The sequence below is a fragment of the Fictibacillus tiangongensis genome (genome assembly GCF_048083785.1).
Classification (GTDB): domain Bacteria; phylum Bacillota; class Bacilli; order Bacillales; family Fictibacillaceae; genus Fictibacillus.
On record NZ_CP182294.1, the window covers coordinates 2,055,871 to 2,068,111 of the forward strand.

At 38.0% G+C, this 12,241-nt stretch carries 13 protein-coding genes; 3 read left to right on the forward strand and 10 right to left on the reverse strand.

Going from position 1 to position 12,241, the window contains the following annotated elements:
* Positions 1 to 41: 41 nt before the first annotated feature.
* Positions 42 to 1,883, forward strand: a complete 1,842-nt coding sequence (locus ACNJYY_RS10995) for a prenyltransferase/squalene oxidase repeat-containing protein (protein ID WP_416731732.1) — start codon at positions 42 to 44, stop codon at positions 1,881 to 1,883.
* On the opposite strand, the gene ACNJYY_RS11000 is transcribed toward ACNJYY_RS10995, so the two are convergent.
* Genes ACNJYY_RS11000 through ACNJYY_RS11015 form a run of 4 tightly spaced genes read right to left on the reverse strand, consistent with a single transcriptional unit; the run spans position 1,877 to position 5,850 of the window.
* Entirely contained in the window at positions 1,877 to 2,992 is a 1,116-nt protein-coding gene (locus tag ACNJYY_RS11000; protein WP_416731733.1) for a GerAB/ArcD/ProY family transporter, read from the reverse strand. The genes ACNJYY_RS10995 and ACNJYY_RS11000 overlap by 7 nt on opposite strands.
* Positions 2,993 to 2,994: 2 nt before the next feature.
* Entirely contained in the window at positions 2,995 to 3,153 is a 159-nt protein-coding gene (locus ACNJYY_RS11005; RefSeq protein ID WP_416731734.1) for a hypothetical protein, read from the reverse strand.
* Positions 3,140 to 4,351 (reverse strand): Ger(x)C family spore germination protein, encoded by a 1,212-nt coding sequence (locus ACNJYY_RS11010; protein ID WP_416731735.1) that lies wholly within the window; start codon positions 4,349 to 4,351, stop codon positions 3,140 to 3,142. The genes ACNJYY_RS11005 and ACNJYY_RS11010 overlap by 14 nt, the downstream gene beginning before the upstream one ends.
* A complete protein-coding gene (locus tag ACNJYY_RS11015; protein WP_416731736.1) occupies positions 4,348 to 5,850 on the reverse strand; it encodes a spore germination protein in 1,503 nt (500 codons plus the stop codon). Before ACNJYY_RS11015 ends, ACNJYY_RS11010 begins: the two co-directional genes overlap by 4 nt.
* Positions 5,851 to 6,054: 204 nt before the next feature.
* Between ACNJYY_RS11015 and ACNJYY_RS11020 the strand changes: the two genes are divergently transcribed.
* Both ACNJYY_RS11020 and ACNJYY_RS11025 read left to right on the forward strand, forming a co-directional pair.
* On the forward strand, positions 6,055 to 6,753 hold the full coding sequence (locus tag ACNJYY_RS11020; protein ID WP_416731737.1) for a GntR family transcriptional regulator: 699 nt from the start codon (positions 6,055 to 6,057) through the stop codon (positions 6,751 to 6,753).
* Entirely contained in the window at positions 6,743 to 7,357 is a 615-nt protein-coding gene (locus tag ACNJYY_RS11025) for a sterol desaturase family protein (protein WP_416731738.1), read from the forward strand. The genes ACNJYY_RS11020 and ACNJYY_RS11025 overlap by 11 nt, the downstream gene beginning before the upstream one ends.
* A gap of 56 nt (positions 7,358 to 7,413) precedes the next feature.
* Here the strand turns inward: ACNJYY_RS11025 and ACNJYY_RS11030 are convergent, their stop codons facing one another.
* The 6 genes from ACNJYY_RS11030 to ACNJYY_RS11055 all read right to left on the reverse strand — a co-directional run bounded on the left by ACNJYY_RS11030 (position 7,414) and on the right by ACNJYY_RS11055 (position 12,160).
* Positions 7,414 to 7,971, reverse strand: a complete 558-nt coding sequence (locus ACNJYY_RS11030) for a cysteine dioxygenase (protein WP_416731739.1) — start codon at positions 7,969 to 7,971, stop codon at positions 7,414 to 7,416.
* A 150-nt stretch (positions 7,972 to 8,121) separates the two neighbouring features.
* Entirely contained in the window at positions 8,122 to 9,615 is a 1,494-nt protein-coding gene (locus ACNJYY_RS11035) for an amidase (RefSeq protein ID WP_416731740.1), read from the reverse strand.
* A gap of 83 nt (positions 9,616 to 9,698) precedes the next feature.
* Complete coding sequence (locus tag ACNJYY_RS11040) at positions 9,699 to 9,932, reverse strand: hypothetical protein (protein ID WP_416731741.1); 234 nt, start codon at positions 9,930 to 9,932, stop codon at positions 9,699 to 9,701.
* Positions 9,933 to 10,114: 182 nt separating this feature from the next.
* The gene (locus ACNJYY_RS11045; protein ID WP_416731742.1) at positions 10,115 to 10,936 is read right to left on the reverse strand and encodes an EcsC family protein; all 822 of its coding nucleotides are present in this window, start codon (positions 10,934 to 10,936) and stop codon (positions 10,115 to 10,117) included.
* A 120-nt stretch (positions 10,937 to 11,056) separates the two neighbouring features.
* On the reverse strand, positions 11,057 to 11,569 hold the full coding sequence (locus ACNJYY_RS11050) for a type 1 glutamine amidotransferase domain-containing protein (RefSeq protein WP_416731743.1): 513 nt from the start codon (positions 11,567 to 11,569) through the stop codon (positions 11,057 to 11,059).
* A gap of 84 nt (positions 11,570 to 11,653) precedes the next feature.
* On the reverse strand, positions 11,654 to 12,160 hold the full coding sequence (locus tag ACNJYY_RS11055) for a metal-dependent hydrolase (protein WP_416731744.1): 507 nt from the start codon (positions 12,158 to 12,160) through the stop codon (positions 11,654 to 11,656).
* Between the last annotated feature and the right edge of the window lie 81 nt (positions 12,161 to 12,241).

A 12,241-nucleotide genomic window follows, 5' to 3' on the forward strand; every position in this document is an offset into this window, starting at 1 on the left:
CTATGTGTTTCATACATTATAAACACTATGGATAAAGTGCGGTGAAGAATTTGAAATTTATAAAGAAGATAGAGTCAGAAATTTATAAACGATGTAATTCACTTCTTTCCCAACAAGAAGTGGATGGTACTTGGCGTTATTGTTTTGAGAATTCTGTGATCACAGATGCCTATATGCTTATCTTATTACGTACCATTGACTATAAAAAGGAAAGTCTTATTAAAAGAATTGCGGAACGAATTCTTTCTAAACAGTCTCAAGATGGCTTATGGCGTATATATCCTGATGAGGAACCTGCTAATTTGTCTGCAACCATCCAAGCTTATACAGCTCTTTTGTATGCTCAGTCATTCTCCAATACAGAGGAACAACTTCAAAACGCCAAACACTTCATCATTGACAATGGAGGCTTAAAGAATGCCGATCTTTTAACAAAAGTCTTTTTCGCCATGAACGGATTATATCGCTGGCCAGAGCTGCCGATCGACCCTGCCATTCTCTTTTCACTTCCCCAGACATCTCCCATTAGTCCTTATGATATCAGCAGCTATGCAAGAGCACACTTTGCACCTGTTATGTTAATGATTGAATCGAAGAAAAAACTTACTTCCAGATTCACGCCAGATCTATCTGAACTAGTAGGAAAAACAGAACAAGAATCTAACATTGACGATTGGATCAATCTGTTTTCCACGTTGAACATTAGAGATTCATACTATAGTACAAAGAAAGGCAACCTGCTTTCTTATATTCAAAATCATATTGAACCGGATGGAACTCTTCTCAGTTATGGATTAACAACGATATTTATGGTGTATGGTCTACTTTCTAACGGAGTTGATCGAACATCATCTATTATTCAGAATGCTCTAAGTGGCTTGATGAAAATGTTTTGTGAAATAAATGGAACCCTGCATCTTCAGAACTCACCTTCCACTACTTGGGATACCTCTCTCATGCTCTATACTTTGTTAGAAGCGGGTGTTCCTCCTACTCATGCAAACTTATTAAAAGGAGCTGGATTCCTTCTGTCTCAGCAACAATCTAAGTATGGTGACTGGACGGTTCATAATCCAGATGCACTTCCTGGTGGCTGGGGTTTTTCACTAGGTAATACACAGCATCCTGATTTAGACGATACGCAAGCAGCACTCCGTACCTTTGCAAGATATTGTCGCACATCTTCTTCCTATTACTCTAGTTATGAGAAAGGATTGTCATGGCTTTTGTCCATGCAGAACGATGATGGCGGGTGGGCAGCATTTGAGAAGAACACAAATCGTTATTTGATTGGCAGTCTCCCGATTAAGCATGCGAAAGATGCACTGATTGACCCGTCCACACCAGATCTAACAGGCAGGACATTAGAGTTTTTAGGAAGTTACCATGGATTGAATCAGAATCACCGCTCTATCAAAAAAGGAGTGAGCTGGCTTTTATCCAATCAAGAATCAAATGGCTCCTGGTACGGACGATGGGGAGTTTGTTATATTTATGGAACGTGGGCTGCCGTCACAGGCTTACGATCATGCGGAGTTCATACGAATGAAAAAGCACTTCAAAAAGCAAAGAAATGGCTGTTTTCGATTCAAAATGAAGACGGAGGTTGGGGCGAGTCTTGTGAAAGTGATTCATTAAGAAAGTATGTCAGTTTAAATAAAAGTACACCTTCTCAAACGGCTTGGGCACTTAATGCGCTAACGTCTTTAAACGACAAGCCAAACTCAAAAATGGAGGAGGCTGTCTCATGGCTGCTTTCTAAACAAGAAGCCAGCTATCCAACAGGAGCCGGCTTACCTGGTGCATTCTATATTCGTTATCATAGTTATGAGCACATTTGGCCACTACTTGCACTAACCCACTATTATAAAAAATACTATTGAGATGAATCTTCTGTATGTTGATTGATATCCTTATCCTTCTTCCGTAAAATGCCAAGACCTAATACAACAAGTAAGATCAAATATAAGGTAAACCACCATAGTGTCCAATTTCGTCCTACAAAATCTGTGAAATCCATAGGATTCGTGTGAATATGGTTACTCATAGCCCACAATAACAATCCAGCAGGCAGTAAAAATGGATGATAATTTGGGAATTTTGATAGATGCTGTAATCCTTTTAACGCTGTAAAGAGACAGATCACGATCTTAACAAGAATTCCAAATATCCATACTACTCCTATAATAACTTCTACCCTTTCAAAAATATTGATGATTGAAATATCTCGCATCAATTCATACGTAGGATAACTTTGACGTTTGACCATGTACGCTCCTTCTACACCTACAGCAATAAATACAGTTGAAAAGAGAGCACTTCCACCAACCAAGATTCCAGCTAAATAATTTTTCGAGAGTTTATCTTTGTTTTTCACATACGTCAGAACACTTCCTATCAGAATGATCTCAATAAAAGGAAATCCCGTCGTCGTATATGCACCTTGAGATATTTTTAAGAAGCCTTGTTCAAAATAAGGCTGCAGATGTGAAAATCTAAACTGATTAGTAGTAAGTGCTAATGAACAAATGAAAAAGAGAATCATAAAAGGGGTTAAAAATTCATTAACTCGCCCAATATTATTCAATCCATAAAAGCAAGAATATACAGCAAGTAAGATGATCATAATCTGAAAAGTCCATGGACTTGACTCTGGAATGACGTTCGAAATCATAAAGTTACTAAGATTTCGAACGACATAGGAAGCTAAATGAAAAGCATAAAAGATGATAAGGATATTTAATATCGTTCCCACCACCTTACCCCCAGCTACTTCGGTAATTCGAAAGATAGAGCGAAAATGGTATCGTTTCAGGAGCAAGATCCATGCAACATTTAAGCACAAACCGATTATTACCGCGAAAAGCATAGAAATCCATGCATCCTGCGCGGAGAAAAATGCAGTTAAGTTAGGTGCCATTAATAATGAACTTCCCATTATAAAACTGATTACGATCAAAACAAGCTGCCATCGATTTATAGTATGGTTCATGTTTATCCTCCAAACATCAGTTTATATAGTGGTGAAAATAAAGCATCGATCCAATCTGAAAAAGGAAGCCATTTTCTATTAGAGAGAAAGCTAGCCAGGTTTATCATCGAGAAGATCCAAAAAGTCGTAAGTGTAATTCGATAAGATTTACTTTTGCTCATGGATTGTTTCCACCCTTGCCCCTATAGATTCAAGTTTTATAGACACATTTGCTTCGAATTCAACATTAGAAAACTCTTCATTCCACTTTTCTTTGTACGACTTCCACACTTTTGGATTTTTGTTGTAAAGTAACTTCCCAAATCCAAAAACATCCGTTTTTTTATCCTGCGCTTTTTCCACAGTACTTTTTATATGTCTTGCTAATTCTTGGTTTACTCGTTTCTCCATCTGTAAAAGAGTGTTAGGGTCTCCAACATCGACTGCGCATGTTACTTCTTGTAAGATGGCTTTCCCTTTAACATTTACAACATATTTCAATTTACCGTTTTCATAATGTACCTTCGTTTTTGAGTCAATGTCTTTTACCATAAAACCAACATTACCTTTTTGACTATCACATTTGTGGCTTAAAATGAAGATATCCTTCACTTTCTGATTGATAATGGACCAGCCTCTCGTTTGATCGTTATTCAACCAAGCCACCATCTTATCTTTGTTAAACACAGCCAATCCCGATATTCGATAAGTCTTATCATTTGCATTAATATTTTCTAAATTCGAGGTATCACCTTGACTGTCACTAATCTTTACAATTTCTACCCCTTGAATGACCGGATCTCTAAATTCTCCGTATCGCCACCGAACAACGTCCTTTTCCTTAATACCTTCAGAAATTCCAGTTGAAGTGGCAGCTAATATTACCCTATTTCTTAATGACTCTCCAGGGTTTTTAAAGATCGGAGTATACATCGAAAGAATATCTTTAGCAGTTGAATTCTTAGCGACAAACATAATGATATTGTCACGGATTTCATGGTTTCGTTCCATAAAATCAAAGATTGAAGCAATTCCTTTTCTTCTTGCATATTTTTCACCTATAACAAAACTTGTAATATGTGAAAAAAGTAATTTTCGAGGGAGTATATTTCTTCCTTTTTCAACGGCATCATAAAGGGTTTCACCTTCAACTGTATACGTATAGACGGATCCTCCTGATCCACCCGAAGGTGCACCACCTTGTCCTCCTGCTGTGCCTCCAGGATTCACCACTTGAAAATGTACAATCGTTTTATTTTTTTTGTAATCCACGCCTATCGAGGAAACGATTAGTAGTTCATTGAGCTCTACTCGGCCAGCACACCCAGATAAAATTATTGTGAAAGAGAAAATGACAGCAACTAAGTTCAATCTTGTCATGATTTTTTTACCCATTTTCTATGCAGCTTGGTTTGTGTCCACCATAAGGGCATGCGTAATAAGCTGTCTTTTTGTTTTCCACTTTGAAAAGGGGCTAATGGTGAAAAATATGGTCTTCCCATCGATGTTAATGAACATAGGTGGATCAATAGGCCGATCATGAAAAAAATCATTCCAAAGATGCCTGTTGTGGCCGCTAGAATCATCAAGCCGAATCGCAGCAACCGTGCAGCACCACTAAAACCATAATACGGTGAAACGAAACTGGAAATGGCTGTTAATGAAACCACAATTACGATCGCAGGTGAAACGAGGCCTGCTGCAACAGCTGATTCTCCGATTACGATGGCTCCTACAATGGAAACAGCGGAACCAATGGGACGCGGCATACGAATACCCGCTTCACGAAGAATTTCGAAGATGGTTTCCATAACAAGCGCTTCAACAAAAGCTGGAAAAGGTACACCTTCCCTTTGAGCCGCCAAACTGACTAGAAGGTTAGTGGGAATCAACTCTTGATGAAACGTAGTAACGGCAATATACGCAGCCGGTAGAGCAAGTGAGATCATGAACGCTATAACACGGATCACACGAATAAAGCTCGAAAGATCGAAGTGATGATAATAATCTTCTGCTGCTTGAAAGAACGAGATAAATGTAGTCGGCGTGATCAGAACGAATGGTGTCCCTTCGAACATAATCACAACGTTACCTTCAGATAAGGCAGCCGCTGCTACATCAGGTCGTTCAGTAGATTGAAAAGTAGGAAACGGAGAGTATCCGTTCTCATCGATCAACTCTTCAAGCATCCCACTTTCAAAGATTTTGTCCGTATTCAAGTTCGATACCCTGCTTATTACTTCTTGTAAGACTTCTTGATCAACTTGGCTTTCTAGATAGGAGACTAATATCGTTGTTTTTGTAATCTTTCCTACTTCAAAAGGCATAAAACGCAAAGTAGGATTTGAGATTCTGCGTCTTAGCAAGGTTGTATTCGTCTGAAGAGTTTCAATAAATCCTTCACGTGGTCCTCTTACCATCGTTTGTGCCTCAGGTTCTTCTACACCACGTGTCTCCCAAGTTTCAAGAGGAATGGAATACGCCTCATTCATTCCATCAACGAAGATAATGACGTTCCCTTTTAATACGGGAGTAATAATTAAATCGAAGTGAGGACAAGGACTTATCATTGCGGAAACTTCTGTTTGATGGATAAGTTCATTAGGCTTTAACGGATTATGATCTTTTTGTGACCGTTTTATCGGTTCAATGATAGATAGTTCTAACTGTTGTTTATTGATCAAGCCTTCAATGTAACAAATTACGAATGGAACAGGCATCTCTAAGAACTCAACAATTTTCACATCGATGCTCTTTCCAAGAATTTTCTTTATCTCAGTTAAATTCGTATTTAGATCAGAGGATACATGAAGATGATCATAATTTTCAGTTGATGATGTTGAATTGTGACGTTTTCTTTTGAAAAATTGCTGGCTCATCTCTTTTCCCCTTTCTAAATAATTGATGTTCTCAGCTTTTGTAACTCTCTCCTGTTTTATGCAAACACAAAAAGCACCTCAATGATTAAACAGGCGTTTTAAGTCTGGATTTTAACAGAGGCATGAAACTCTTTATCGTTCATATATTTGGTAATACCACAATCAGTTATTGGTATTACCAGCAGAAAAGAGGTGTAACCCGCTATGAAAACAAGATCTTCAGATATTGTAGGACGGCAGATTGTCCAGTCCATAATAGAAGGAAAAATAGGCGTTCATGAATCAATACCGTCTGAACGAGAATTGTCTTCCCGATTTAATTTAGGAAGACCAACAATTAGAGAGGCATTGCAGCGATTGGAACGAGATGGCTGGATCACTATACACAAAGGTGTCCCAGCCACAGTAAATAATTATTGGAAACAAGGAAACTTAATGACAATCGTTGATTTGCTGCAACTTGAAGATGAGATTCCCGATGCTTTCATTGAACATATGCTCGAACTTAGAATTTCCTTAACTCCAGCTTATATAAAAGATGCAGTTGAGCATAACCGGCTAAAATTAATCGCTTTGTTCTCATCATTGGATGAATTAAGTGATAAACCTCATTCTTATGCCATTTTTGATTGGAAGTTGCAGCAAGATATAGCTCAGTTGTCTCCAAACCCCATATATCGCCTGATCTTAAATAGCTTTAATGACCTTTATCATAGGATGGCACTACAATACTTTGAAAACTCTTCACACCGATCAATTTCTAAACAATATTACTTTGCTCTTTTGGAATCAATATGGAATGGAGACATTGAAGGAACTGAAAAGATAGCGCGATCGATGATGAAAACCAGTTTACAGCTTTGGAGGAAACAGATGAACGGAGGAGAAGTACATGAAGAGTAAAGGAGTTTATGGCGATTTTTTCTTGCATATTGATATCTTAATAATGATGTTTATTTTTATAGGGATGAATAGCTATTTATTTACAACGAACATTACAACTAATGTTTTATTGTTCTTTCCTCTAGGTATTTTAATTTACATGTTCAGCGAGTACCTCACACATCGTTATTTCTTTCATATTAAAGCACCTAAAAATACATTCTTGTTCAAACTGATAAAAAGATTGCATTATGATCATCACAAAAAGCCAAATGAATTAAAATTATTGTTTTTGCCCATTTGGTATAGCGCTCCTAGCCTCTTTCTTTTATCCACTCTTCTTTTTCTCATCACACGGTCTATCCCATACACCTTGTCTTTTGCAAGCGGCCTTTTGTTTATGTTTTTTATCTATGAATGGAAACATTATGTGGCACACCGTCCGATAAAGCCTAAAACCAGATTTGGAAGATGGATTAAAAAAACACATATCTTACATCATTATAAAAACGAGAACTATTGGTATGGTGTATCAACTCCTTTTATCGATGTCATATTTGGAACGTTAAAAGATGAGAAAGATGTAGAATTGAGTGCAACTGCAAAAGATTTAGAAGAGAGATAGTCATGATGAATAGAAAAAGTCCAATTGAGCTTTTGCTACAATTGGACTTTAACGTTTTAAGCATTCAGCTGTATCTCTTTTAATTTTTGACGCTGCTCATCTGGCCACCATGCTCCGCAATCATCCGAGACCACACATACTGAACATTTTTCAAGATCATATACCTTCATACCACTGATTGGTGGTGAATAGAGGTGAAGTGTGACGAGATCGCTTTTCTTTTGCGCTTTCATCTTATGAATTCCTTTTTTAGGTGCGTAAAAAATTTGGTCTTTATGATGAGTCTTTGTAAATAATTCAGAAGGCAGCCCATTTTCTCTAATCTCATATACAGTATTTTCAGAGCAACCACTAAGCACTTTAATCCAGCCTTGAGAAGATCCATGATCATGTGGAGCACACTCTAACTGAGACCAATTCATTACCAAAAGTTCTACATCTTCATTTTGATATAAAAGTTTTCTATAATATGGTTTATTCTTTGATGTTTTCAGTTCTGTTTCTATATCCTTAAGATCAATATCTAATGCCAAAAGGGCTGTCTTGAGATCTTGTTTTGAAGGATTGCTATTGATTGAATCTAGATTATTCAATGATTTAAGTATCGTCTTCAACACGTTACCTCCTTCTATTAATGTTAAATGAGAAGAGTGAAGCGCTACTTTCATTGTATGAACACGTACTCGTCACTTATGTAAAAAAAGACATTTATCCAAATAAAAAAACCATCTAGCATTAGCTAAACGGTTGAAGTAGCTCAGTTTTTAAAACAATGGATTTTGTCTTACATCTACCCAATATATTGACTGTTCAAGTTCTCCAGCCATTTGCAGCAACAAACTCTCCTGACCTCTAGCTGCTATGAACTGCACGCCGATCGGTAGTCCCTCTTCTGTAAGATGAAGTGGAACACTCATAGCGGGTTGTCCAGTTAGATTTGCCAACTGAGTGAAAGGAGTGCGAGCAAGATTTTTTCGAGCGATCTGATCGACGATTCCAGCCTTCTTTAATAATCCACCAAGCCCGATCTGACCGACAGTTCGTATAAGAAATTGTTCTGAAGTGGTTGGCTGAAGCTCTCCAATCTTAGCTGGAGGAGAGGCGGTGGTTGGCGTAATATAAAGATCGTAAGTTTCATGAAAGGTCTCCATCTGGAGAGCGGCTTTATCCCATTCTCTCATACTGAGTACAAATTCTTCAGCTGAAGTTGCTTTTCCGAGCAAACCAAGCAGCCACGTAGAAGGTTCTACATCTTTGTAGGTCGCTTTCCGACCTAGAATACTTTCCAGTGACGTTATAGTGGCAGCAGTTTCTCCAAAGTACATCATGAGATAACTCTTCACTAACTTTTGTCCGTCAACAGGTGCATCGATTTCTTCCACGTCGTGCCCCATGGACTGTAATAATTTTGCAGACTTTATAACAGCATTTCTACATTCAGGATGAACTTCAGTTCCGATCGGAGATGAGACAGAATAAGCAATTCTTAACGTTCGATTTAGTGGTGTGTTAGCTGCGTTAAGGAAACTGCCTTCAAATTTTGGCGTATGAAAAGCACCTGCTTTCTCATGGCCATGCAATTGATCGAGCATGGCTGCACTATCTCTAACGGTTCGTGTTAGGACGTGTTCAGCTGATGCACCTTGCCAGGAACGACCTAAGTTAGGACCGACCGGCGTTCTTCCTCTAGTTGGTTTTAATCCAAACAAGCCACAATAGGATGCAGGAATACGGATAGAACCTCCACCGTCATTCGCACCTGCAAAAGGTACCATACCAGAAGCGACTGCGGCAGCTGAACCCCCGCTTGATCCTCCTGGCGTGTGGTTTAAATTCCACGGATTGCGTGTTGGTCCATATTGAACAGGTTCTGTATAAGCGACTAATGCAAACTCCGGTACGTTTGTTTGTCCGAGAATTAAAACACCTGCTTTTCTTAACCTTCGTACATATTCAGAATCCGTTTTTGCTCGATAAGAAAGAAAAGCTTTAGAGCCTGCAGTAATGGGCTCACCTTCCACCTCTTGAGAAATATTCTTCAACAGAGTTGGTACACCAGCAAAGAATCCTTTTTGTTCATTTACGGTCATCACTCGCGCCTTTTCATACATCATGTTAATAACAGCGTTAATTTTTGGATTTAATGTATCGATTCTTTTTATGGACTCTTCAACTAATTCAATGGGCTGAACTTCTTTTTTTCTGACCAACTCAGCAAGTCCTAACCCATCATAGTCTTTGTAGTTGAATCCTTTCATCTACTTCACTCCTAAAACTTGGATGAGAATGTTTTACAATCATTGTTTAATAGATTTGTGCACCTCAAGGAAATGAAGTTGTGTCATGATTTTCGTTCATTACCCCTTTTAAAATTGCCGGTTACTTTAGCCATAATTAATTGTTCTGCCATTTCACTTTCAGCCGTTCTTATTCGATTTATAAACTTTTCAGCTTCTTTTCCTTTAAGAATTTTTACTTGTTTTCCGTAATAATATAAAAATACGTTATGATCTTTTGCTTCTCGGTAACTAAAAGGTTTTTCTTCCAACCGGTTTCTTTTATCAATATGGTCCATTGTCTCGTCACCTGCTTACGTTCTACTTTTTACATTACTTTCTTTTGTGTAATACTTGTATTTTTCCACATACATGTTCATTTGTCCTTCAAAGCGTAAATATGTTTATAAGTTGTATGATATTAGACCATATAAAAAGACATTTCTTAAAGATTATAGAAATGTCTTTTTTTATATTCTATTTACTTGGATTCATTATTTAGTGGCGTATCCCTCTTTAACCTTTCTACAATTCTTCTTTTTTGATAAAGCATTGTTCCTGTTTCTGCAAGATCATTGATCATGGATCGATTTGCGAAAGCTCCAAAGATAATCCCTGCAATAGGTACCATCTGAAAAAGCTTTTTCCAGCCAAATGACTCTGTAAATGTTAAAGTGACTTCGCGCCAACCTTGAATTTGAGAAATAACTTCTCTCGATTGCATCTCGTCCTCACTAATTGCCGCAAGGTCATTAAGAATCGCTTCTTTCCCTACATAATCAGACGTAGAGAACTGAAGGCATTTTAGGATATAGACTCGTTCTTCTTTATCGTTTGGATCATACCCGTGTATGATCGCGATTTCTTGTAAGGTCTTTAAAGAGATTGCTAATATAGCAGGTATATCAATGGCTAATGTGAATATACCTCCAATTCCAGTACTGGCTCCTTGAAGGGTTGCTGCACTTTTTCGTTTGTTTGCTAACTCTAAAGAGACGTTCTTCATTTCTTCTACTGGTATTGTTTTAAAGTCTGCTAACTCTTCTATCGTTCTACCTGTTTGCTTTTCGAAGAACTGAAAAACAGATTTCTCTTTAGATAGATATTGACCCCCGTTTTGTATGTAACCACCAATTTCATCGAGAAGTGTCCCAATTTTATTTTGAATAAACTTTGGTGTTACTTTATCTAGCAACTTAAACGGCAGCCGAGTGATTCGCTCCCAGAACCACAAGCCTTTTTGATCTTTCTCCCATTTCTCGATCTGTTGAAGTTCTTTTAATAAATACTCTTTTGATTCCATCGTCCTTCATCCCATCTATATTTTCATAACTATTGTACGCTTTGTGCTGATTTTAGTTTCAATACGTGAAAAACCGCCTAGAATTAGATTCTAGACGGTACTTCTTAACCAACAAAAATATTATTGTAGAGTTTTTAAGGATTCGCGAATAAAAGCTGGAATGTCATCTGGTTGACGACTCGTTACTAGATTACCTCCACACACGACTACTTCTTCATCCTTTACAGTTGCTCCGGCATTCTTCAGATCAACATGGATGGACTTATACCCTGTAATGTGTCTACCATTTAATACTTCTGCGGAAATCAAGAGTTGCGGTCCATGACAGATTGCAAATACAGGCTTTCCTTCGTCAGCAAAATGCTTCGTGAACTGAACGAATTGATCATCGCCTCTTAAGATATCAGGTGAGAATCCACCAGGAATGAAAAGCGCATCATAATCTTCAGGTGACACTTCCGAAATGGCAGCATTGGTAGTTACTTGTGCTTCTTTTTGCTTGCCTTCAAGTGTTGCACCTTTTTCTGAGCCGATAACGGTTACCTCATGGCCAGCTTCACGAAACGCTTTTGCTGGTTCCGTATATTCTACATCTTCAAACATGTTTGCGAGTACTGTTGCAATTTTAGCCATTATTTAACCACTCCTCAATTTAATGTGTACATTTGTTGTATTACCATTGAGGAAGTATATTAAACCCCTTTTTAAGTTCTTGCTTTAAAACAAGGACACGATATATAGATGAATCATCAATACAGCGGCTATTAAACCAAGTAACGAGGCTATATTTGTTTCCGTTTTTGAACCTGTTTTCGTGAAGAATGGAAAACGAAATCGAATGAGCAGCGGATACAGAAGCTGAATACCTCTCGATGTTGCAGCATCCAAAACGAGATGTGAAAGTACCCCGACTACCAAGCCGATGCTTAAAGATTCTTCAAATCGCCAGTCTATCCATTGCGGCAATAAAAATAATAATAAGATCATAATCCAGCTATGAGTGATCGTACGATGACCAAATGTCTTAGAAATCGTTTTTGAAAGAAAAACCGTTTTCTTACCTAAATATGATCCTGGATGGCAAAGGTCAGGAAGCAAACTGCCTAGAACAGCCGCACCGAAAAAAGTCAGCTCATGCTGCAGAGTCTCCGGAGGCAAATCTGTAAATGCTTTATAAGCAGCCCCAGCTACAACCCCTCCAAGTAAATGTGTGTTGCTCTTCATGTTATGTATCTCTCATTTCTCTGGTTGTGTACAATTCCAATTAATCTTCCTTCTCTTTACAAACAAATAATAGCTCTAATC

Coding starts and splice junctions, on each gene's coding strand:
- ACNJYY_RS11020 (WP_416731737.1), top strand. CDS start 6,055: ATGAAAACAAGATCTTCAGATATTGTAGGACGGCAGATTGTCCAGTCC.
- ACNJYY_RS11000 (WP_416731733.1), bottom strand. CDS start 2,992: ATGAACCATACTATAAATCGATGGCAGCTTGTTTTGATCGTAATCAGT.
- ACNJYY_RS11035 (WP_416731740.1), bottom strand. CDS start 9,615: ATGAAAGGATTCAACTACAAAGACTATGATGGGTTAGGACTTGCTGAG.
- ACNJYY_RS11015 (WP_416731736.1), bottom strand. CDS start 5,850: ATGAGCCAGCAATTTTTCAAAAGAAAACGTCACAATTCAACATCATCA.
- ACNJYY_RS11005 (WP_416731734.1), bottom strand. CDS start 3,153: ATGAGCAAAAGTAAATCTTATCGAATTACACTTACGACTTTTTGGATC.
- ACNJYY_RS11040 (WP_416731741.1), bottom strand. CDS start 9,932: ATGGACCATATTGATAAAAGAAACCGGTTGGAAGAAAAACCTTTTAGT.
- ACNJYY_RS11045 (WP_416731742.1), bottom strand. CDS start 10,936: ATGGAATCAAAAGAGTATTTATTAAAAGAACTTCAACAGATCGAGAAA.
- ACNJYY_RS11055 (WP_416731744.1), bottom strand. CDS start 12,160: ATGAAGAGCAACACACATTTACTTGGAGGGGTTGTAGCTGGGGCTGCT.
- ACNJYY_RS11010 (WP_416731735.1), bottom strand. CDS start 4,351: ATGACAAGATTGAACTTAGTTGCTGTCATTTTCTCTTTCACAATAATT.
- ACNJYY_RS11025 (WP_416731738.1), top strand. CDS start 6,743: ATGAAGAGTAAAGGAGTTTATGGCGATTTTTTCTTGCATATTGATATC.
- ACNJYY_RS11050 (WP_416731743.1), bottom strand. CDS start 11,569: ATGGCTAAAATTGCAACAGTACTCGCAAACATGTTTGAAGATGTAGAA.